General features: G+C 46.1%; 23 protein-coding genes and 5 tRNA genes. 18 read left to right on the forward strand and 10 right to left on the reverse strand.

Annotated features, from left to right (window positions below):
• Window positions 1-113 precede the first annotated feature (113 nt).
• Together DU481_RS13845 and DU481_RS13850 are read right to left on the reverse strand one after the other, a co-directional pair.
• Window positions 114-815, reverse strand: a complete 702-nt coding sequence (locus DU481_RS13845) for an MCP four helix bundle domain-containing protein (protein ID WP_350135482.1) — start codon at window positions 813-815, stop codon at window positions 114-116.
• A 39-nt stretch (window positions 816-854) separates the two neighbouring features.
• Window positions 855-1,370 (reverse strand): chemotaxis protein CheW, encoded by a 516-nt coding sequence (locus DU481_RS13850; RefSeq protein WP_090315640.1) that lies wholly within the window; start codon window positions 1,368-1,370, stop codon window positions 855-857.
• Between the two features lie 203 nt (window positions 1,371-1,573).
• Here DU481_RS13850 and DU481_RS13855 point away from each other — a divergent pair, with 203 nt between their 5' ends.
• Window positions 1,574-1,780 (forward strand): hypothetical protein, encoded by a 207-nt coding sequence (locus DU481_RS13855; RefSeq protein WP_350135484.1) that lies wholly within the window; start codon window positions 1,574-1,576, stop codon window positions 1,778-1,780.
• A gap of 59 nt (window positions 1,781-1,839) precedes the next feature.
• Window positions 1,840-2,016 (forward strand): hypothetical protein, encoded by a 177-nt coding sequence (locus DU481_RS13860; protein ID WP_181258394.1) that lies wholly within the window; start codon window positions 1,840-1,842, stop codon window positions 2,014-2,016.
• A 7-nt stretch (window positions 2,017-2,023) separates the two neighbouring features.
• On the opposite strand, the gene lspA is transcribed toward DU481_RS13860, so the two are convergent.
• Genes lspA through DU481_RS13875 form a run of 3 tightly spaced genes read right to left on the reverse strand, consistent with a single transcriptional unit; the run spans window position 2,024 to window position 6,342 of the window.
• Window positions 2,024-2,515, reverse strand: a complete 492-nt coding sequence (lspA, locus tag DU481_RS13865) for a signal peptidase II (protein WP_350135486.1) — start codon at window positions 2,513-2,515, stop codon at window positions 2,024-2,026.
• A 38-nt stretch (window positions 2,516-2,553) separates the two neighbouring features.
• The gene (ileS, locus tag DU481_RS13870; protein ID WP_350135488.1) at window positions 2,554-5,352 is read right to left on the reverse strand and encodes an isoleucine--tRNA ligase; all 2,799 of its coding nucleotides are present in this window, start codon (window positions 5,350-5,352) and stop codon (window positions 2,554-2,556) included.
• Window positions 5,353-5,370: 18 nt separating this feature from the next.
• Window positions 5,371-6,342, reverse strand: coding sequence for a bifunctional riboflavin kinase/FAD synthetase (locus DU481_RS13875; RefSeq protein ID WP_350135490.1), 972 nt, complete (start codon window positions 6,340-6,342; stop codon window positions 5,371-5,373).
• A 216-nt stretch (window positions 6,343-6,558) separates the two neighbouring features.
• On the opposite strand from DU481_RS13875, the gene slmA reads away from it, so the two are divergent.
• A complete protein-coding gene (slmA, locus tag DU481_RS13880; RefSeq protein WP_350135492.1) occupies window positions 6,559-7,161 on the forward strand; it encodes a nucleoid occlusion factor SlmA in 603 nt (200 codons plus the stop codon).
• Window positions 7,162-7,189: 28 nt separating this feature from the next.
• Here slmA and DU481_RS13885 read toward each other — a convergent pair whose 3' ends face one another.
• The 4 genes from DU481_RS13885 to gpmA form a co-directional block, all read right to left on the reverse strand.
• Complete coding sequence (locus tag DU481_RS13885) at window positions 7,190-7,942, reverse strand: HesA/MoeB/ThiF family protein (RefSeq protein ID WP_350135494.1); 753 nt, start codon at window positions 7,940-7,942, stop codon at window positions 7,190-7,192.
• Window positions 7,943-7,953: 11 nt separating this feature from the next.
• Window positions 7,954-9,393, reverse strand: a complete 1,440-nt coding sequence (locus DU481_RS13890) for a S41 family peptidase (RefSeq protein WP_350135496.1) — start codon at window positions 9,391-9,393, stop codon at window positions 7,954-7,956.
• 47 nt (window positions 9,394-9,440) lie between these two features.
• Window positions 9,441-10,571 carry a murein hydrolase activator EnvC family protein gene (locus DU481_RS13895; protein WP_350135498.1) on the reverse strand — a complete coding sequence of 377 codons (1,131 nt, stop codon included), beginning with the start codon at window positions 10,569-10,571 and terminating at the stop codon, window positions 9,441-9,443.
• A gap of 141 nt (window positions 10,572-10,712) precedes the next feature.
• Window positions 10,713-11,462 (reverse strand): 2,3-diphosphoglycerate-dependent phosphoglycerate mutase, encoded by a 750-nt coding sequence (gene gpmA / locus DU481_RS13900; RefSeq protein WP_350135500.1) that lies wholly within the window; start codon window positions 11,460-11,462, stop codon window positions 10,713-10,715.
• A gap of 396 nt (window positions 11,463-11,858) precedes the next feature.
• Here gpmA and DU481_RS13905 point away from each other — a divergent pair, with 396 nt between their 5' ends.
• From DU481_RS13905 to DU481_RS13945, 9 genes are all read left to right on the forward strand, one after another.
• Window positions 11,859-12,242, forward strand: coding sequence for a rhodanese-like domain-containing protein (locus DU481_RS13905; protein ID WP_308811223.1), 384 nt, complete (start codon window positions 11,859-11,861; stop codon window positions 12,240-12,242).
• A gap of 15 nt (window positions 12,243-12,257) precedes the next feature.
• Window positions 12,258-12,515 carry a glutaredoxin 3 gene (gene grxC / locus DU481_RS13910; RefSeq protein ID WP_350135502.1) on the forward strand — a complete coding sequence of 86 codons (258 nt, stop codon included), beginning with the start codon at window positions 12,258-12,260 and terminating at the stop codon, window positions 12,513-12,515.
• Between the two features lie 80 nt (window positions 12,516-12,595).
• The gene (secB, locus tag DU481_RS13915) at window positions 12,596-13,033 is read left to right on the forward strand and encodes a protein-export chaperone SecB (protein WP_350135504.1); all 438 of its coding nucleotides are present in this window, start codon (window positions 12,596-12,598) and stop codon (window positions 13,031-13,033) included.
• Between the two features lie 31 nt (window positions 13,034-13,064).
• A complete protein-coding gene (locus DU481_RS13920; protein ID WP_350116939.1) occupies window positions 13,065-13,547 on the forward strand; it encodes an SH3 domain-containing protein in 483 nt (160 codons plus the stop codon).
• Window positions 13,544-14,536: an NAD(P)H-dependent glycerol-3-phosphate dehydrogenase gene (locus tag DU481_RS13925; protein WP_350135506.1), complete on the forward strand. Its 993-nt coding sequence runs from the start codon at window positions 13,544-13,546 to the stop codon at window positions 14,534-14,536. Before DU481_RS13920 ends, DU481_RS13925 begins: the two co-directional genes overlap by 4 nt.
• Window positions 14,537-14,772: 236 nt before the next feature.
• Complete coding sequence (locus DU481_RS13930) at window positions 14,773-15,045, forward strand: HU family DNA-binding protein (RefSeq protein WP_090315671.1); 273 nt, start codon at window positions 14,773-14,775, stop codon at window positions 15,043-15,045.
• Between the two features lie 15 nt (window positions 15,046-15,060).
• Window positions 15,061-15,136 (forward strand) — tRNA-Val (locus tag DU481_RS13935).
• Window positions 15,137-15,155: 19 nt separating this feature from the next.
• Window positions 15,156-15,232, forward strand: a tRNA-Asp gene (locus DU481_RS13940).
• A 78-nt stretch (window positions 15,233-15,310) separates the two neighbouring features.
• Window positions 15,311-17,194 (forward strand): SurA N-terminal domain-containing protein, encoded by a 1,884-nt coding sequence (locus tag DU481_RS13945; protein WP_350135509.1) that lies wholly within the window; start codon window positions 15,311-15,313, stop codon window positions 17,192-17,194.
• Between the two features lie 33 nt (window positions 17,195-17,227).
• Here DU481_RS13945 and fabI read toward each other — a convergent pair whose 3' ends face one another.
• Entirely contained in the window at window positions 17,228-18,013 is a 786-nt protein-coding gene (gene fabI, locus DU481_RS13950; protein ID WP_107802711.1) for an enoyl-ACP reductase FabI, read from the reverse strand.
• A gap of 138 nt (window positions 18,014-18,151) precedes the next feature.
• Between fabI and DU481_RS13955 the strand changes: the two genes are divergently transcribed.
• From DU481_RS13955 to DU481_RS13980, 6 genes are all read left to right on the forward strand, one after another.
• A complete protein-coding gene (locus tag DU481_RS13955; RefSeq protein WP_350135511.1) occupies window positions 18,152-20,353 on the forward strand; it encodes an ABC transporter substrate-binding protein in 2,202 nt (733 codons plus the stop codon).
• Between the two features lie 5 nt (window positions 20,354-20,358).
• Window positions 20,359-21,336 carry an ABC transporter permease gene (locus DU481_RS13960; protein WP_350135513.1) on the forward strand — a complete coding sequence of 326 codons (978 nt, stop codon included), beginning with the start codon at window positions 20,359-20,361 and terminating at the stop codon, window positions 21,334-21,336.
• A 189-nt stretch (window positions 21,337-21,525) separates the two neighbouring features.
• Window positions 21,526-21,610, forward strand: a tRNA-Tyr gene (locus DU481_RS13965).
• A gap of 85 nt (window positions 21,611-21,695) precedes the next feature.
• A tRNA-Gly gene (locus tag DU481_RS13970) sits at window positions 21,696-21,769 on the forward strand.
• 46 nt (window positions 21,770-21,815) lie between these two features.
• A tRNA-Thr gene (locus DU481_RS13975) sits at window positions 21,816-21,890 on the forward strand.
• A gap of 51 nt (window positions 21,891-21,941) precedes the next feature.
• On the forward strand, window positions 21,942-22,104 hold a 163-nt coding region (locus tag DU481_RS13980; RefSeq protein WP_350135515.1), incomplete at its 3' end, for a GTP-binding protein.

Raw genomic sequence — 22,104 nt, forward strand, 5'->3', positions numbered from 1 at the left:
CGGGTTTGATAAAGCCGCCAGATTTCCTGACGATCCAATAATGTTAAGCGAGTGCGTTTGTGTATGTTCATCTACAGTATTCTCCTGAATACTGTAAACAACGCTAGGAATTCTTACAGATCACCGGAGGCAACCGCATTGGCTACCGTAACAGCTTCGTTCAGTGGTCCGATGATGGCGCGTATCATTAAAAACCCTGCGATCACGGCCAGAATTAGGCCAAGTACAATCATGCTATTACTAACCGCCAATAATTCCTGGTACGCTTGATACGCTGCCTTGTACTCATCATTGGATCCCAATACTCGCTGCATATCGAGCAATTTGAACATGGTGGTATGTGCCGCATCAAATTTGGCAAACATATCATCATGCAGATTTTGTTGTGCCGCCTTGAATTCTTTGTTCAGCGCCAAGCTCATCGAATGATCGACAGATTGTGACAGACTTCTCCATTGCTGCTCAAAATCCTTGGCTAGCGCAGCTTCTTCAGTAGTTAACTTCGTTGCCATATATTTGGGCCATAGTGTGTTTACTTCTTCAAGTCTCTGATCACTCAGTGATTTTCTTTCAGACACAATGGCCGGATTTTCAGAATAACTTGAAATTACAGTATTAAAACGGATACGTTGAATGCGATCCAGCACCACGCCGAGATCACCCAAGGGCAAAACACGATCATCATAAACGCCTTTGAATGCGCTATTCATTTGGTTCATACCATAAATTCCCATACCGCCAATACTAACCAGCAGCGCAGAAAGAAATCCAACGACAACGATCAATCGAGATTTAATGGTCATGTTTTTAAACATTACGATTCTCCTGTAAGAATATTCTATAAAATTTGTTGATTAATTAATGCTGCGTGCAATAAGGCCCATGTCGCTGCGGCTCATTAGCTTTTCGATGTCGATCAATATCAGCATCCGCTCATCCACCGTACCTAGGCCCATGATATATTCCGTGTCGATCACCGAGCCTAAACCCGGTGCTTGGCGCATTTGCTCATCCGCCAGAGTGATCACATCTGATACCCCATCAACCACAATCCCCATCACCCGGCCTGCTACCATGAGTATGATGACCACTGTGAATTGATCATAGGTTGCGTGACCCAAATTAAACTTTATTCGCATGTCGATAATCGGAACGATAATGCCGCGCAGATTAATGACGCCCTTGATATAGTCTGGCGAATTCGCAATATGCGTGATGGAATCGTAACCTCGGATTTCTTGTACTTTTAGAATCTCAATCCCATATTCTTCGCTTCCCAAACGAAACGTCAGAAACTCATTCGTAACCAGATCGAGTGCTACCGCTGGCACTCCTGTTACGCTATTTGCTTTCAGTTCTTGCAATGACATTGATTCCTCCACTCGCTGTAATAAAACCTAATTCATACTCTCAATCATTTGGATGATTCTTTGAATAAAAACACATTGCTGCGTTGGGATGAACTATACCTGGGGAGATTTGTTGAATTGTTGAGAAAATGTAAACTCTTTGCAAACTATCAGACACAAAGAAAAGGCCATCGCATGACCTCAAGAAGCCGTGCGGTATATTGATGGCAGCTAGTGCTTCATGGGGTGGCGGATATCGTCTTCGCTGCGGCGTGGATAGGGGTAATGTTGCGGTTCTGGCGGTAATGCGTCAGCGGTGCAGCCTGATGAAACTAGAAAGTGTCCGGGAAACTCTAGCAGCCGCCGCGAATGTAGAGAAGTGTTTTTCCGGCGTGTGCGGACTGGTTGTAAGCGCATCGGATTGTCTGTAATCTATAGCCAATGCGCCAGTCTGCTGGAATGATTGAAATTTTATTTTTTACCGGAATCAATGATGAAGAAAAAACAGATATTAACCCTGATTGCTTTCTTGCCAGTCATACCGCTGTTATCCGGCTGCTGGACGTTAGTGGCCGTCGGGGCGGGTGCTTATGGAGGGTATAAAATGAAGGAAAACGGTTATACCCTGCAAAACCCGATCACCAAGGAAAAAAGATCCAACAAATGAGATTGGGTTATTTCACTGCTTTTGCAGCGTCTTCTGGATTTTCTTTTTTCCGGAAACTGTCATAAATCATCAATGCGGCGCCGATAAAAATAGCGGAATCGGCGATGTTAAACGCCGGCCAATGGTAATTCCCGATATAGAAATCCAGAAAATCGACGACATGACCCAGCGTAATACGGTCGTGCAAATTTCCCAGCGCACCGCCCAGAATCAAACTCAGCGATAAACAAAATAATTTCTCCTGCCGGTATTTATTGAGCAGAAAGATTATCACTAAGGCCGCGCTGCCTGCGATTCCGCTCAGAAACCAGCGTTGCCAGCCGGGTTGCTCACTGAGGAAACTGAATGCGGCACCGGGATTGTAGGTCAACACCAAGTTAAAAAAACCACTGAGTGGAATGCGCTCACCGAATTCCAGCGTCGATTCGACCCAGTATTTACTGGCGAGATCCAATATCAGAACAATTAAAGCGATGCTCAAGCTGATGTAGAGTTTCATAATAAGAGATTTTCTTTTCAGTGATTAGCCGTAAAACATCATGCAAAGTGCCGTTCTTCGCCGCTGCCATGAAGATTGGCAACGCAGCGTGCGCATAACGTGGGATGTTCCGCATGCTGGCCGGTATCCTGGCGATAGTGCCAGCACCGCTCGCATTTCGTATGCGCGCTGGATGTCACGGTTATGCCTTCCTGCTGCGGGTCATTAACTTGAATCAGGCGTACTTCGGAGACGATTAATACGAAACGCGAATCGTCGCCCAGTGCATTCAATAAGGCGAAATCTTCCTTATTGGCGCGGATTTCTACCGCAGCTGCTAATGAGGAACCGATTTCTCCTTGTGTGCGAGAGTCTTCCAGTTTTTTCAGCACGTGTGAACGCAGCGAGCGTATTCTTGCCCATCGTTGTTGCAGTGATTCGGTATCCGGATGTGCTGGCAGATCGTGCCACGTATGAAACAATACACTATCCTGAGCGTCGCCCGTCAATTGCTCCCAGACCTCCTCCGACGTAAAGCTCAAAATCGGCGCAAACAGCCGCACTAAGCTGTGTGCGATATGGTGTAACGCAGTTTGTGCCGAACGGCGCGGAAGGCCTTTAGCTGCTGCCGTGTACAGGCGATCCTTGAGGATGTCCAGATAAAATCCTCCCAAGTCTTCGGAGCAGAAATTGTGCAGTTTATGCACGACCTGATGGAATTCGTAGCGTTCATAGCTGCGCGTTAAATCTTCCTGAAAGGCTTGGGTCAATGCCAGCATATAGCGATCGATTTCCAGGCAGTCTGCCACGGCAACGGTGTCTGTATGTGGATTAAAGTCCATCAGATTTGCCAGTAAGAAGCGTAGCGTATTGCGGATCCGCCGGTAGCTTTCCACCACCCGTTTCAGAATTTCCTCGGAAATGGAAAGTTCGCCTGAGTAATCGGTGGAAGCGACCCACAACCGTAAAATATCGGCGCCGGAAGTATCCATCACTTTTTGCGGGGCAATGACATTACCCTTGGATTTACTCATTTTGTGACCGCTGCCGTCGACCACAAATCCATGCGTGAGCAATGCATCGTACGGTGCACGGCCATCAATGGCGCAACCGGTCAGCAATGAAGATTGAAACCAGCCGCGATGCTGATCGGAGCCTTCCAAATACAGATCCACCGGAAATTTGAGTTGCGCATCCGCTTTGACAACGGTGTCATGCGTAGTACCGGAGTCGAACCAGACATCCAGCGTGTCGGTCAGTTTCTTATACGTTTGTGCTTCGTCGCCGAGCAATTCGGTGGTATCGAGCGCAAACCAGGCTTCGATACCTTGTTGCTCGACTTTTTGCGCGACTTGCTCAAGCAGTTCAAGTGAACGTGGATGCAATGCATGAGTGTCTTTATGAACAAAGAAAGTCATTGGCACGCCCCAATTACGTTGACGGGATACGCACCAGTCCGGGCGGTTTTTGATCATCGCTTCCAGGCGCGCTCTGCCCCATGCTGGATAAAATGCGGTGGAATCGACGGCTTGCATTGCCAGATCGCGTAATGTTTTATCCCCAACACTTGCAGTAGTTGAGCTGTGCAGATTCATACCGATGAACCATTGCGGGGTTGCGCGAAAAATGATGGGCGTTTTGTGCCGCCAGCAGTGCGGGTAGCTGTGGTCGATTTTTTTCAGGCAAAACAGATGCCCGCTGGTTTTGAGCGTATCGATGACAATATCGTTGGCTTTCCATACCGAAAGCCCACCCACTAAAGGCGTACTGGCCGTAAACTTGCCATCGCCATCCACCGGGCTGTCACTCGGCAGGCCGTAATTCTGGCCGGCAAAATAGTCATCCAAGCCATGTGCAGGCGCCGTGTGCACCAGCCCGGTACCAGCTTCCAGAGTGACATGCTTGCCGCAAATGATTTTTACCGTACGTGGCTCAAATGGATGTTGCAGAGCCAGATGTTCCAACGCCTGGCCTTTGCAGGTAGCAAGTGTTTCACCGGTTAAATCATAGCGCGCCAGACACGCCTGCTGCAATTCACTGGCAAGGATTACCAGTCCGTGTGCAGTTTGCACCAGTGCGTAGTCGAAATCGGGATGCACGCTGACCGCTTGGTTAGCCGGTAATGTCCACGGTGTGGTGGTCCAGATGATGGCGTAAGCTTGCGCATTTTCAGGAATGGCAATGCCGAAAATACCGCTCAGTGATGCATGCGCGGACTGAACGGCAAATCCCACATCAATCGCCGGTGAAGTTTTGTCTTCGTATTCCACTTCCGCTTCGGCCAAGGCGGAACCGCAATCGATACACCAATTGACCGGTTTTTGTCCTTGATACAGATAGCCGCTTTGATAAATTTTTCCCAGCGCGCGGATAATACCGGCTTCGGTTTTGAAATTCATCGTGAGATAAGGATTATCCCAGTCACCCAGCACACCCAAACGAATGAAATCGGCTTTTTGACGTTCCACCTGTTCCTGCGCAAAAGCGCGGCAGAGCTCGCGTACTTTATCGGCAGGCAAATGCTTGCCGTGTTTCTTTTCGATCTGATGCTCAATCGGCAAACCATGGCAATCCCAGCCGGGAACGTACGGCGCATCAAAACCGGCCAATGTTTTGCTCTTGATGATGATGTCCTTGAGGATTTTGTTGACGGCATGACCGATGTGGATGTCACCGTTGGCATAAGGTGGGCCGTCATGCAAAATGAATTTTGGCCGACCTTTGCTGACGGCACGGATTTTTTGATACAGATTTTTGCCTTGCCAGGCTTTCAGCATACCCGGTTCGCGGCTGGCCAAATTGCCGCGCATCGGAAACGGTGTGTCGAGTAAATTGAGCGTTTTTTTATAATCAGTCATGAAAGTTCAATGGATGGGTTAAAGGGCGTTGCACATGCTATTAGAATGAATCGGGGCAGTTATAAAAAAGCTTTTGGCTTGCGCGACATCTTTTTCGATTTGCCGGATGAGTGTGTTGATATCCACATATTTTTCTTCGTCGCGTAATTTGTGCAAAAAGTTGACCTGTAAATGCTGTCCGTAAATTTCCTGATGAAAATCGAACAAGTGGACTTCCAGCACAGGCTTGCCATTGTCATGGGTTGTCGGCCGCACGCCCAAACTGGCAACACCGCGCAGCGGCGTGGCGGGCGAGGATGGTATGGCACCGTATACGGACACGACAAAAATACCTGAAAGCGGCGGGCGGTTATGCTGCAACTGAATGTTCGCGGTCGGAAATCCAAGTTGTCTGCCTAATTTATCCCCATCCACAACCCGTCCGCTGATGCTGTAAGGTCTGCCGAGCAATTTCCTGGCGGTGTCGAGATCGCCGTTGGCAAGCGCTTGTCGGGTCGCGGTACTGGAAACGCGCTGCCCGTCGATGGTAACACTGGGCATGGCTTCGACGGAAAAGTTATTTTCTGTTGATAAAGCTTGCAACATGGCGAAGTTACCGGCACGCCGAGCGCCAAAACGGAAATCATCGCCGATGAGCAGCCAACGCACCGCAAGCTCTTTATTCAGAATGTCTGCGATAAATTGCTCCGCGCCAATTCTGGCAAAGTCGTAATTGAAGCGGCAAATGTGAATACAATCGACTTCTGTCTGGATCAAGCAGGTTAATTTTTCCCGCAAACTGGAGAGTCGGACAGGCGCTTGATCCGGCGCGAAAAATTCACGCGGATGCGGTTCAAAAGTCATGACACAAGCCGGAAGTCCTAATCGGCTGGCAGTATCTTTCAATCGGGAAAGTATGGCCTGGTGGCCTAAATGAACTCCGTCGAAATTGCCTATGGTCAGTGCAATCGGTGTTTTAGCACGGGACGGCACCTTTCGCCATGTATGCATGCGCTCGAACCCAAAAAATTAGCAATTCTAGCGTGTTTAAGGTGGACAGGTCCAGCTTGCACTGCGTTGCCGCGCATATTGAATTCAAATAATTATAGATACTTACTGGAAAGAACGAAGCATGGAAAATTGACGGCGGGACAGATTAGTACTCGCGTTGATTTATTAATTTAGTTATATTCCTGCTATCGTTTTTGTCATGTTGCAGCCAAATAATTGAAGCATTCAAATCAAACAATCAAATCAAGCGAAAGAGAGGATCGGATCCTGCAGACGCTGGCCGGGATGCTGGAGTATCCGCATCGAGTTAGGATCACTACGGCCGCGTTGGCAAAGCAGTCGGGAATCTCGGAATCAGCGGTCTATCGCTGCTTTTCCAGTAAGTCACACATGTTTGCGGCTTTAATTGAATTTATTGAGAAAACATTGTTTGTGCTGATCAATAAAATTCTGCAGGAAGAACAGTCGAATGCTAAACAGATTGAAAACCTGTTACTGTTATTGCTAGGTTTTTCGCAAAAAAATCCGGGTATGACGCGGATTCTGATTGGCGATGCGCTGATTAATGAGAATGATCATTTGCAATTGCGCATTCATCAGTTGCATGACCGGCTGGAAGCGACTTTAAAACAGGCATTACGGTTTGCCGTCAGTGAGCAGCAGCTGACAGCGAATGTGGATATTGCGGCGCAGGCTAATTTGTTCATGTGCTTCGTGATTGGCCGCTGGCATCAATTTGTTAACAGCGGATTCAGGCGTGGTCCGCTGGCCAATTGGGAAACGCAACGAATGACTTTGTTGCCGAAGGAATTGCTTTAAAGTGCAATAGCCGGTGATTCCTGATGCATTAGTTTTTGCGCTGGCATACCGGACAGAGCGGGTCTTTATTTAATCTGACCGAGCGCCAGTTCATTGTGAGGCCATCCAGTAGCAGCAGACGGCCGTTCAGACTTTGACCGATATTCAATAGAATTTTTAGTGTTTCCGCAGCCTGCATACTGCCGATGATACCGACCACGGGCGAGAATACACCCAGGATTGCGCACGGCATATCTTCCTGGTCACCGTCAATCGGATATAAACAATGATAACAAGGGCTGTTGTCATAGCGTAAATCGAACACACTGATTTGACCGGAAAACTGCACCGCGGCACCGGAAATCAACGGTTTCTTATGAGTGGCACAAGCCTGATTTACATGATGGCGGGTACTGAAGTTATCGCTGGCGTCAATGACTGCATCGGCTTGCGGGACCAGCTGCGACAATTTTTCTGCATCGACATGCGCTTGAATTGTGGTGATATGGATTGCGGGATTGATTCTGTGCAGCGCTTGTTTTGCCGACTGCGTTTTGGCTAAACCGATGGTGCCGCTATCATGGATGATCTGACGCTGCAAATTGGTTAAATCAACTTGATCGCCATCACAAATGGTCAGATGGCCAATTCCGCTGGCGGCGAGATACAAGGCGGCGGGAGAACCCAGACCGCCTGCACCGATAATTAATACCTGCGATTGATTGAGCTTTTCCTGTCCCGCAATATCGATTTGCGGAAGCAGGATATGCCGGCTGTAGCGAAGTAACTGCTGATCATCCACGATTCCTGAAATCAGCTTTTGGTTTCAGTTTCATCGCTTTTTTTCTCGGGTGATGCAGTAATGCCCTTGAAGTAATTCATGGCTTGTTTCAACAAGAGATCTTCCTCAGAGCCGAATTCGATAGGGGCTTTATTCTTGTCTTTGTTTTTCTTCTCTTTCTTCTCTTTTTTGTCGCTGGCGGGTTTCAAAGCTGCTTTTTCAGTTTCGGAAGCAGCTTTTTTCTCGGTTTTTTTGCCATTGGACAAATGCCGGTTTAAGTCCGCTTCCCGCAAACGCTGCTCATCGCCGCTGTCGGTTTCATCCAGGACATCGGGCGTAATTCCTTGTGCCTGAATAGATTGGCCATTCGGTGTGTAATAGCGTGCGGTCGTCAATTTGATCGCGGTATTGTTACCTAACGGCAGAATTGTTTGCACGGATCCTTTACCGAATGTTTGCGATCCCATCACGATGGAACGTTTATGGTCTTGCAGCGCTCCTGCTACAATTTCCGATGCGGAAGCGGAACCGCCATTAACCAAGGTGATCATCGGTACCGTTTTAACTGCCGATGGTAATCCTTTCAGATAATCTTCATCCGGTCCGCGCAGATAGTATTCCGGGTTGGCGTGCAATTTCATTTTTGCATCCGGACTGCGGCCTTCGGTATAAACGACCAGAGCATTTTCTGGCAGAAAAGCAGCCGATACAGCGACAGCGCCATTGAGCAATCCACCCGGGTCATTGCGTAAGTCCAGGATTAATCCTTTCATTGCTCCGCTGTTTTCGGCAAAAAGCGTTTTGATGGCTTGTGCCAGATTCTCACCGGTTTGCTCTTGGAATTGCGTGATACGGATATAGGCATAACCCGGTTCGATCATTTTCGATTTAACGCTTTGGATTTTGATGATGTCACGCACCAGATTAAAGACCAGCGGCTCTGTTTCTCCTTCCCGCACAATCGTGATCTTGATCGAAGTGTTGGGCTTGCCACGCATCAGCTTGATCGCATCATTCAGTGTCATGCCCTTAACAACGGTGTCATCCAATTTGACGATCAGATCACCGGTTTTGATACCCGCGCGGAACGCCGGTGTGTCTTCGATCGGCGATATAACTTTTACGACACCATCTTCCATCGTCACCTGAATACCCAAACCGCCGAATTCGCCTTGTGTGCCGATTTGCAGTTCTTTGTATTCGTCTTTATCGAGGTATGACGAGTGCGGATCCAGTCCGATCAACATGCCATTGATCGCCTCGGTGATTAGTTTCTTGTCTTCCACAGATTCAACATAATCGCTTTTGATCCGGCCGAATACTTGGGCAAAGGTGCGCAATTCTTCAATCGGCAGCGGATGAATTGCCTCGATATTTTCTTTTTTGGCAATAGCGGAGAAATTCAAACTGAGCATCATTCCAGCAATTGCGCCAATCAGAATTAAACCTGTTTTTTTGATTACGTTACTCATTTAAGCTATCTCCGCACTGATCAAATTTATGTAAATGGCTGTTGCGTTCATTCTATTTTTATCCACGTCAACGGGTCAAACGGCTTTCCTCCGTGACGAAGCTCAAAATATAAACCTGAATCGGCATTACCACCGCTATTTCCAACGGTTGCAATCGTTTCGCCGCCGCGAGTCGACTCACCAACTTGTTTGTGAAGTGTTGCATTATTGCCATATAAGCTCATGTAGTTGTTTCCGTGATCCAGAATTATCAAATTACCAAAACCTCTTAACCAATCCGCAAATACGACCCGGCCTGCGGAAATTGCTTTGACTTCACTGCCATCAGGCGATTGTATGAATAAACCTTTCCATGTCACATGCTTACCTGAACGTTGACCACCAAAAGTGTTTACAAGTTTCCCGCGCACAGGCAAATTTAATTTACCCTTTAATGTAGAGAATGCAGCGCCTGTAGTAGAAGCATCCGGGAGCTTATTGTTAATCGCCGTGGCATTGGATTTTTCTTGTACAAGTAATTGATTAATCTCATTTACCAAATTTGTTAAGCGTTTTTCATCCTGCCCGAGTTTATTGATTTCCTGTTGCTGCTGAGAAATTTGATTGGATACTTGCGTAAGGAGCGTTTGTTGCTTGGTTTTCTCTTGTTGGAGTTTTTTTCGTTGATCGAAATATTCCGCTTGGATAGCGGCGATTTCGTCTTTCTTTTGACGGCTGGCTTGTGTCAGATTTTCGATTTCGTTTTGATTGTACTGGAGATTCTTGATGCTACCCGAGCGAGCGAGCGAGAGTTTCCGGTAATAATAAATATCGCGCGCGATCTGATGCGGATTTTGCTGATTCAATGTCAATCGCAAATAATCTTGTTGTCCCCCGATATATTGTTGATAAAGCAATTTTTCCAGTTGATTTCGTACAATGCTGATTTCTTCGCTGAGTATTTTGTGCTGTGCTTGCAACTGCTTGTATTCTTCTATGGCTTGCCGGTCGTGCTCAATAAGTTTGGTCATTTTTTGCGTGATGCCATTAATTGCACGTTCAGTTCCTTGCAATGCATCTGCTGCGCTTTGTTTTAGCGCTTCTTTATTGGCTAAATCTTTTTGTAGTGATTGAATGCGTTCACGCAGCAGTTTGAGATTTTCCTGATTGTTTGAGAACGCGGATGACGGGCAAAACAAGATCAGCGCCCAAATCGCTAGGATTGACCGGTAATGTTTTATGTGAATTGAATTAAACGTATGATTTCCAGATTGATAAGATTTATTCGAATCGCGCGCCCGGTTACACTCATGCATCTGAATAAATGAATGAATTATATTTTAACCACTGGATCTGCCTTGGTTAGCGACGGTCTGCATTGCTTCCTGGATTTCAGCTAAGTTGCCAAGATAATAATTTTTAATCGGTTTCAGATTATCGTCTAATTCGTAAACTAATGGAACGCCGGTCGGTATATTGCAATTTAGAATATCTTTGTCGGAAATGTTATCCAGATATTTAACAAGCGCACGCAAGGAGTTACCGTGCGCTGCGATGATGACACTTTTACCCGCCTGAACTTGCGGTGCGATGGTTGTGTTCCAGTAGGGCAGGAATCGAGCAACCGTATCTTTTAGGCATTCAGTTACAGGGATATCATTATCCGACAGGTTTTTATAACGCGGATCGGCACCTGCATAGCGGGTGTCGTCAACGGTTAATGCGGGTGGTCTGACATCATAGCTGCGCCGCCAAATGAGGACTTGTTCGTCACCATATTGCGCCGCGGTTTCCGCTTTGTTCAGCCCTTGTAGTGCACCGTAGTGCCGTTCATTCAGGCGCCAGGTGTGTTGGATAGGAATCCACATTTGATCCATTTCATCCAGCACGATCCATAAAGTGCGAATAGCCCTTTTGAGGACGGATGTATAAGCAATATCAAATGCAAACCCGTGTTCGCGTAATAGCCTGCCGGCACTTTGAGCTTCCTGTATGCCTTGAGGCGTTAAATCAACATCTGTCCAGCCAGTAAATCGATTTTCTTGATTCCAGGTACTTTCTCCGTGCCGCAGGAGAACAATTTTCTTCATATTGGCCTTTTGATAAAAAGGAAATGCGTATCGTCAAGCAGATTAAAAAACGCAGCTATTTTATTATACTTTTGATTGTAAACACAGCATTAGACTGATTCTTTGGCATGAAAAAAATAAGAATGCTTTTTTTTCATGAAAAATGATGACAGATTTTTGTATTTCTTGTTAAGTTAATTAAAGATGGAATAGATGATGTGTTCGTGGATTTGAATGCGAATGCGATAAGTCGGTAAGCATGATGCTATGATGTGCGAAGTCAAATGTCTGACAGCAGAGAATCCCTTAAATTTTCAGTTTCTGATAAAATTCAGAGTTTAAAAAATCTAATAAAATAAAGCTTATATGGAATTGTCATTATTACAAGATCATTTTCTTCTCAGGTTAGAGAATTTATTGTTCGTTATCACCGCAGTTATCAGCGGCTCATTATTGGTATGGTCGATGGTAACGCAGGGCGGCATCAAAGAAATCGATACACGCACCGCGGTACAGTTCATCAATTACCAGGATGCGTTGGTATTGGATGTACGCGACGATAGCGAATTTGCCGCAGGGCATTTGCCGAATGCCAAGCATATTCCGGCGGAGAAAATTGAAGAACGTTGGACGGAGTTGCAAAAATTCAAGGAAAAGCCCGTCGTGGTGGTATACCGGGGTGGTATTCGATCCAATAATGCTAGTCTGGTTTTGAAGAAAAACGGTTTTTCTCAAGTAGTTAATCTGATGGGTGGGATTGATTCCTGGAAGCGTGCCGGCTTACCCATGGTTAAACGATAAAGGAAGTAAAAGTAAATGCCTCGGGTTATCATGTATACCACTGGCTTTTGCCCTTATTGTAAGATGGCGGAAAGCTTGTTGCGCGCAAAAGGAGTTCAGGAAATTGAGAAAATCCGCGTTGATCTGGAGCCAGAGCAACGCATCGAAATGATGGGCAAAACAGGGCGTCGCACGGTCCCGCAAATCTACATTGGTGAAAAGCATGTGGGTGGGTATGATGACTTGACGCAATTGGATCGCACGGGCGAGCTGGCGGCTCTGCTGGGAAGTTGATTGCAGCCGCGTTAATTGATGCGATAGCAATTTGTATTTTATATTTATTTTATTAATTCATTATATTGGACAAGATCAATATGAGCGAGCAACAGCAACCGGTTTTTGCCATAGAAAAAATCTATGTGAAGGATTTATCCCTGGAGATTCCCAATGCACCGAATATCTTTCTGGAAAGAGATACGCCGGAAATTAACTTGCAGCTGGGAACCAAGAGTCAAGGGATCGGTGAAGGATTGTATGAGGTATTATTAACCGCAACGGTGACAGCTAAGATTAAAGACAAGAACATGTTTTTGGTGGAAGCTCAGCAAGCGGGAATTTTCCGTATTCGGAATATACCGGCTGGAGAGATTGATCCGGTGCTGGGAATTGGTTGCCCCAATATTCTTTTTCCTTATCTAAGGGAAGTGGTGTCGGATATTGTGACGCGCGCCGGATTTCCTCCGGTAATTCTCAATCCGGTTAATTTTGAAGCTATTTATCAGCAGAAAAACGCGGAAACAAAACCGAATTAGAAGTAACCGCATGCATGGAGATGAAAATCGCATGAAAAAAAGCTCACTGATTGATTCATGCTGGTTAAAAAATAAAGTAGGAATTTTTCTGACCGGTATTTTTCTGCAATCTCCCGGTTATGCCGTTGCTGAGATGGAATTTTTCTCAATTGCCGATAGCGCTGTTGTCATGTATGACGCGCCATCACTGAAAGCCGACAAGCTGTTCGTGGCGGATCGTCATCTTCCTGTCGAAGTAGTGGTGGATGTCGATGGCTGGGCAAAAGTTCGCGATAGTAGTGGAAGTCTTGCTTGGGTTGAAAAGAAAGCGCTGAGTCAGCAGCGCTTTGTGGTGGTGACAGTACCGTTGGCAAGTATCCACAAATCAGCCGATGCAAACTCGGAATTAGTGTTCCAGGCTGAGGAGAATATTGTCTTAGAATGGTTGGATTCCGATAGTAAAGGCTGGGTCAAAGTGCGGCACTCTGGCGGTCAAGCCGGCTATGTCAAAGTCAATCAGGTTTGGGGGTCATGAAAATTGCGGTACTGGGTGCGGGTGCATGGGGATCCGCCTTAGCGATTAGCCTATCAACGCGCCATCAGATTCATCTATGGACAAAGAATCCGGATCATGCCATTGAGATGGATCGTCAACGAATTAATCAAGCTTTCCTGCCGGGCCATTCATTGCCCGAATCCTTGAAGATTACCGCAACGCTGGATAAGGCGTTGGAGGGTGCCAGTCTGGCGCTAATCGTTGTGCCTGTTGCTGGTTTGCGTAACACATTGCGGGCTATTGTTGCCTGTAAGATCAAGGTGCCGGTCATCTGGGGATGTAAAGGGTTTGAATCAGAGACTACTTATCTGCCGCATCAAATTGCTGCCGAAGAATTTTCCGGGCTATTGCCGCCTTGTGGTGTGTTATCCGGACCAAGTTTCGCGGAAGAAGTGGCTCAAGGTCTCCCAACTGCTTTGACACTGGCATCTAAAGATATCGATTTCGCCAATAAAATGGCTGCCGAACTGCATAGTGCAAGACTACGCATCTATACCAGTGAAGATGTTGTCGGGGTGGAAACTGGGGGGGCGGTAAAAAATGTGATCACCATCGCAGCAGGCATTTCTGATGGTATCGGTTTTGGACATAATGCCAGGGCCGCCCTGATTACACGAGGATTGTCAGAGACTATGCGATTAGGGCTTGGCTTGGGAGGGGACATGAAGACCTTCATGGGACTGGCTGGAGTTGGTGATTTGATTCTGACAAGCACGGGTAATTTATCCAGAAATAGACAAGTCGGATTGATGCTAGCGGAAGGAAAATCGCTGGCAGATATTTTAGATGCATTAGGGCATGTCGCCGAAGGTGTGCACACGGCGAAATCGGTATTGCAATTAGGCAAGCAATTGAATATTGAGATGCCCATTACTCAAGCGGTTTGCGATATTTTGCATGGCGTAGTATCCGCCAAGAAAGCGGTCGAAGTGTTGTTAAACCGTGAACAAAAGGCGGAAATTTATTAGCGTAGAATTTATCCTGAGTACTTCCAGTTAATTCTGCTTCTGGTGACTAGTTATTTGTTTTTATGAAATTTTTAACTGACGCTGTTGACCGGTATTCTCTGAAACAGTTGATTTTCTTGATAAATGGTACGGCGAGAACACGCTAATTCGCTTGACCAGCCGTTAACAGCTTGATATAAGAGCGTCTGCAGTACTTGCTTGTGATTTAATTACCATTAACCAAGAAGGGGAATTATATGAACAAATCCGAACTCATCGAAGCTATCGCAAAATCGGCTAAAATTTCTAAAGCTTCCGCGGGCAGCGCATTAGATGGCGCGTTAGCAGCAATAAAAGGGGCACTCAAAAAAAATGAAAGTGTAACTTTGGTCGGATTTGGGACTTTTAAAGTAGGCACAAGGGCTGCACGTACAGGCCGAAATCCCCGTACGGGTGCTGCAATTAAAATCAAAGCAGCGAAGGTTCCTAAATTCAGTGCTGGTAAAGCGCTTAAAGATGCAGTAAACTAGCGCTCTTTCTTGACCGGGTGCTTAGCTCAGCTGGTAGAGCGTCGCCCTTACAAGGCGAATGTCGGCGGTTCGATCCCGTCAGCACCCACCAGTCAAATTTGTTAGTTCTAGGAGTGGTAGTTCAGTTGGTTAGAATACCGGCCTGTCACGCCGGGGGTCGCGGGTTCGAGTCCCGTCCACTCCGCCAAATTAGGTTTGCCAGCTTACGATAAGCAAAAAGTTCTTTGATCGTCATTTCACTTTCTAGCATTTTCAGGTTCTAATTTTGTTTGATTTCGTCAATCGTAAAAAACGTGTCGTGCAAGTCTTTATGGGCTTGTTAATATTGCCCTTTTTGTTTTGGGGTGTTGAATCGTATCGTACAATGGGTGGCGAAGGTTATGTTGCAGTAGTGGATGGTGAAGAAATTCTGCGGCGTGAGTATGAGCAAGCATTACGTGATCATCATGAAAGAATGCGCGCGATGTTGGGTGCGAATTTCGATAGTGCGATGCTGGATACTTTTGAGGTAAGGAACTCGGTGCTGGAAAGGCTCATTCAGCAGAGACTATTACACCGGGAAGCTGTTAGCAACGGTTTTACCGTACTCGACTCACAGGTAATCCAAGCTCTCCGGGAAGCTCCTGCATTTCAAAAAGATGGTAAATTTTTCAAGCAGCAATACGAAGAATTGTTGCGCAGTCAGGGTTTAACTCCAGCAGTATTTGAGTCGCGCGTACGTCAGGAGCTTTTGCTCCAGCAATTATTGGACGGTTATAGTGATAATGCGTTTGCTCCCAAAGCGGTTGCGGAGAAAGTGCACTATCTCACTGAAGTTAAGCGCGAGATCAGTCAATCGCAGATCGCTCCCGAGCAATTCCTATCACAAGTGACACCGGAAGAATCCGACATTACCAGTTATTATGACCAGCATAGAGCTGATTTTGATTTGCCGGAACGTGCGCGAGTTGAATATTTAGTGTTATCGCTGGATGCAGTAGCTAAAAATGAAACAGTGAGTGACGAAGCGATTAATACTTATTTCTCCGAGCATCAGAATGAATTTGGTAAAGCCGAAGAGCGCAAAGCCAGCCATGTTTTGATCAGTACTGCGGCTGATGCCACGGATGACGAGAAACGCGCAGCGAAAGAAAAAGCCGAAAGCATTCTAGAGAAAATCAAGCAAAATCCGGAGCAATTCGCAGAAATTGCTAAGCAAGATTCGGATGATCCAGGTTCGTCAATGCGTGGTGGAGACCTGGGTTTTTTTGGTCGCGGTGCCATGGTTAAAGCCTTTGAAGATAAAATTTTTTCAATGCAGCTGGACGAAGTGAGCGATATCGTGGAAACAAATTTTGGTTTCCATGTAATCAAGCTGACCGCAATCAAGGAAGAGAAACGTCCTGATCTGGAAGAAGTGCGGGAACAGATTGCAAATAAACTTAAATTAGAGATGGTCAGCAATATTTTTGGAGAGATTGCTGAAGATTTCAGTAATATCGTTTACGAACAAGGCGATAATCTGCAAGCTGCGGCAGAGAAATTTGAACTGTCTACACAAGAAAGTGATTGGATTACGAGAGATAAGGCCGAGCCGTCTATTCTTGCAAATGAGAAACTATTGTCAGCAATTTTCTCAGCAGATGCGATTTCAAACCACCGTAATACTGAAGCAGTTGAAGTAAAACCCGATACATTTGTGTCAGCCCGCATTCTTGAGCATAAGCCTGCTACGACGCAATCGCTTGAGGTCGTCAGAGAGCAGATCGTGGGAAAGCTTAGAAAGCAAATGGCTGAGGCGAAAGCAGTGGAAGAGGGGCAAGCCAAGCTCGTGCGCTTACAGGCTGGAGAAGAGGTAAGTGATGTTACCTGGGACGAAGCCAAACAAATTTCTTATATGCAGCCGCAAGGACTGGATCATGAAACATTAAGAGCTGTTTTTAGAGCGAAGACAAATGCTCTGCCAGTGTATACGGGAGCTATCAATCCAAAAGGCGGATTTAATCTAATACGAATCAACAAGATCGTTGAGTCCGAATCCGTGGATAAGACTAAGTTGGATAGTTTTACCAAACAACTCCAGCAAATGATTACACAAGAAGAAGTCTCGTCATACTTAGCTGCACTCAGGCAGCGCTATGATGTAAAAGTCAAACAAGACAGCTTCTAGTTTCCTGAAGTTATTGCACTCTGCGTTTAATCGTTAATCGTTGAGATTAAACGCAACGGTGTTGAATCCTGCATCGACATAAGTTATTTCCCCGGTAATGCCACTAGCAAGATCGCTGCATAAGAAAGCGGCAACGTTGCCGACCTCATCCGTGGTTACATTGCGGCGTAATGGCGAGACTTTCTCGGTATAACCTAACAATTTTCCAAAATTTCCAATACCTGCTGCTGCCAATGTTTTGATCGGACCAGCGGAAATGGCGTTCACCCGGATACCTTTCGGACCTAAGCTGGAAGCCATGAAACGGACATTTGCTTCGAGACTGGCTTTAGCTAGACCCATAACGTTATAGTTCGGCATGACCCGGACAGCACCCAAGTAACTTAATGTCAGAAAAGCGCCATTGCGGTTTTGCATTAACGGTAATGCGGCTTTGGCAAGTGCAGAAAAACTGTAGGCGCTGATGTCATGCGCGATACGGAAAGCTTCTCGATTGACGCTTTCCAGGTAATCACCGGTTAATGCTTCGCGCGGTGCGAAAGCAATGGAATGAACAATACAGTCGAGTGAATCCCAATGCTTCTGCAAGTTCTCGAAACATGCAGCGATTTCATTGTCATTGGCGACATCGCAAGGAAATAACAGATTACTATCAAATTCTGCCGCCAGCTTTTCCACCCGGCCGCGAACTTCTTCGCCCTGGTAAGTGAAAGCCAGCGAGGCGCCTTCTCGTTTCATAGCTTTTGCAATACCGTAAGCAATAGACCGGTTGCTGAGCAGCCCGGTGATGAGAATGCGTTTATTTGCCAGAAACCCCATATAATTTCCTTGTAGAATTGAGTTAATTGTCAAATTATAGCCGATGGGTGGCATAAGATGGAATTGTGTGAAGGAAGATATATAAGTTGCTGGTGTCATTTTTACTTAAAACATGGATTCCATCGAATCGAAATTGCAATGGATAAACGGACTCTCTTACCTGGATTGTTGATACTTTTTGCTTGGCTTACCGCATGCAGCGGGCATCAATGGAATAATCCCTATGTGGCCGAAGATACGGAAAAAAACATTCTCTATACGGTATTCACAGAACGGCCTAAACATCTGGATCCGGTGCAATCCTATAGTTCCAACGAAATTCAATTTACCGCACAAATCTATGAGCCTCCGCTGCAATATCATTATTTAAAGCGGCCATTCGTGTTGATTCCAGCAACAGCGGAAGAAATACCCGTGGTGAAGTATTGGGATGTTCATGGCAATCAATTGCCGGGTGATGCGCAACCGGATGATATTGCCTATAGCGTGTATGAAATTACTATCAAAGCGGGAATACATTTTCAACCACACCCGGCATTTGCCCGCGATGTGCAAGGTCACTGGTTGTATCATGATCTAAACCTGCAGGAAATGGCGTCCGTGCGGAAGCTTGCGGATTTTTCCCAAACTGGTACCAGGGAATTGATAGCAGAAGATTATGTTTATCAGATCAAACGGTTGGCGCATCCAAAATTGCATTCACCGATTTACGGATTAATGGCTGATTATATTGCCGGACTCAGGGAATATGCCGATGTATTGAAGCAAGCCGATCAGAACCGGCCGGAAGAAGAAACATTCCTGGATTTGAGAGATTATCAATTGGAAGGCGTACAAGTTGTCGATCGATATACTTACCGTATCACAATAAAAGGTAAGTATCCGCAATTTATGTATTGGCTGGCGATGCCTTTTTTTGCTCCGATTCCGTGGGAGGCTGATCGTTTTTATTCGCAGCAAGGATTAAAACAAAAAAACATCACATTGGATTGGTACCCAGTTGGCACCGGCCCCTATATGCTGACCGAGAACGATCCTAATTCACGGATGGTATTGGAAAAGAATCCGAACTTCCATGATGAATACTATCCAGCGGAGGGTATGCCGGGAGATGAGGAAAATGGTCTTCTCGTAGATGCCGGTAAGAAATTACCGTTCATTGATAAAATTATTTTCACCCGGGAAAAGGAGAGTATTCCAAGGTGGAATAAATTCCTGCAAGGCTATTACGATGCCAGCGGAATTGGCTCGGATAGCTTTGATCAAGCCGTGCAGCTGGTAGGGCAAGGAGAAGCGACGGTGACCGAAGCCATGGCTGAGCAAGGGATACGGCTGGAGACGGCGGTGGCGGCATCGACCTACTACATGGGATTTAATATGCTCGATCCAGTCGTCGGTGGCAGAAATGAACGAGAACGCGAATCGGCCAGAAAACTGCGCCAAGCGATTTCGATTGCGGTGGATTACGAAGAGTTCATTTCGATTTTTGCCAATGGCCGTGGAATGCCGGCCCAAAGCCCTATTTCACCTGGTATTGCAGGTTACCGGGAGGGTGAGGAGGGCGTCAATCCGGTGGTGTACGATTGGGTAAACGGTGAACCGAAGCGTAAGTCAATCCAAGCTGCAAAGGCATTGTTAGCGGAGGCGGGTTATCCGGATGGAATAGATAAACGAACGGGTGCGCCGCTCATTTTATATTTTGATGTGACTGCGCGTAGTGCTGAAGATAGATCCAGACTGGATTGGATGCGTAAGCAATTTCAGAAATTAAATATCCAGCTGGTCGTGAGAAGTACTGATTACAATCGCTTTCAGGACAAGATCCGCAAAGGAAATGCGCAGATTTTTGAGTGGGGTTGGAATGCCGACTATCCGGACGCGGAGAATTTTCTATTCTTATTGTACGGACCACAACGCAAAGTAGGTAATAGCGGCGAGAATGCGGCGAATTATCTCAATGCGGAATATGACCGCCTGTTTGAACAGATGAAAAATATGGAGGACGGGCCTCAGCGGCAACAGATTATTGATCGAATGATTGAGATACTGCGCTTCGATGCGCCGTGGTTATGGGGGTATCATCCGAAGGATTATGGTTTGTACCATGCATGGTATCAGAACGTAAAACCCAACCGGATATCAAATAATAATCTGAAATATTTCAAAATCGATACTAATTTGAGGACGCAGAAGCGCGCTGAATGGAATGAACCGGTCATATGGCCTGTGGCGTTGATTTTGGCTGTGCTGGCAGTTAGTTTTGTTCCCGCTGTAAATGCCTTTCGCCGTCATGAGAGCAGTACCGCTGTGCGTGCAGCTTCTTCGGACACTACGGGATAAGTTAAATGCTAAGTTATATCATCAGGCGCATTTTTTATGCGATTCCGATTCTAATTGGAGTCAATCTCATCACATTCATGTTGTTTTTTGTTGTGAATACACCGGATGACATGGCGCGGATGCACTTAGGTATTAAGTATGTAACACCCGAAGCGATTGAAAAATGGAAGGTGGAGCGAGGTTATGATAAGCCGCTGTTATTCAATCAAGAAGCAGAAAAGCTGGATAAATTGACCAATACTATTTTTTTTGAGAAATCGGTATCCATGTTTATTTTTGATTTCGGCAAAGCGGATGATGGCCGGGATATCGCTCAGGAAATCAAGTCGCGCATGCTGCCAAGTCTGGCGATTGCTTTGCCGGTCTTTGTGTTGGGTTTGGTTGTGTACATTACTTGTGCGTTGCTGATGGTTTTTTTTCGTGCCACTTATATCGACTTTCTAGGTGTGGTTTTATGCGTGGCACTGATGTCAATTTCCAGCTTATTTTATATCATCGTCGGACAATTCTTGATCAGTAAACTATGGCATTGGGTACCCATATCCGGTTACGAAAACGGACTCGATGCCGCAAAATTTTTATTTTTGCCGGTAATCATTGGTGTGATCAGTAGCGCGGGATCCAATATACGTTGGTATCGCACTATATTTCTGGAAGAGATGAACAAGGAATATGTGCGTACAGCCAGAGCCAAGGGACTATCCGAGCGCATTGTGCTATTCCGGCATGTGCTTGGGAATGCGTTGATTCCAATTTTAACCGGTGCAGTTGTTGTGGTGCCTTTATTATTTCTCGGCAGTCTGCTGGTTGAATCGTTTTTTGGTATCCCTGGGTTAGGCAGCTACACCATTGATGCGATTAATTCACAGGATTTTGCGATTGTAAGAGCAATGGTTTTTTTAGGTTCTCTGTTATATATCATAGGCCTGGTCTTGACTGATATATCGTACACACTGGTTGATCCAAGAATTCGCTTGGCATAATAAGTTAAGAGCAGGATTCGCTATTTTTTACAGATTACGAAGTTTTGTGGCATCGAAACATACGCTATCAACCATAATGTGTTCTTGTCAAAAAACTACGAATGGTATTAATCCCTATCTATCTACAACTTCCCGTTAAAACTAGATTGACTTATGAGCGCAATATATTCATAATCGCCCGTTTCGTTCGGAGGGGTTCCCGAGCGGTCAAAGGGATCAGACTGTAAATCTGACGGCTCTGCCTTCGAAGGTTCGAATCCTTCCCCCTCCACCAATTTTGGAAATGCAGTAAGAATAGCAGGGTGATAGCTCCTGCTGATATAGGTTCAAGTTGTGCTTCTTGCAAGCAGCGAACTAGTGCGGGTGTAGCTCAATGGTAGAGCAGAAGCCTTCCAAGCTTACGATGAGGGTTCGATTCCCTTCACCCGCTCCAAATGGGAATTAGCAGGTAAAACGGTAAAGTAGAGTTGTATATGCTTGCCCATGTAGCTCAGTGGTAGAGCACTCCCTTGGTAAGGGAGAGGTCGCCAGTTCAATCCTGGCCATGGGCTCCATAGGTTGTATGTGAAATTGTATGGTTAAAGCACGCAAAGGGGAAACAAGGCATGGCAAAGAGTAAATTTGAGCGGTCGAAGCCACACGTAAATGTTGGTACGATAGGACACGTGGATCATGGTAAGACGACGCTAACGGCGGCAATTACGACGATATTGACGAAGAAATTTGGCGGAGAAGCGAAGAGTTACGATCAGATTGACTCAGCGCCGG

The sequence above is a fragment of the Nitrosomonas sp. genome (assembly GCF_040240425.1).
In the GTDB taxonomy this organism is placed as follows: Bacteria; Pseudomonadota; Gammaproteobacteria; order Burkholderiales; family Nitrosomonadaceae; genus Nitrosomonas.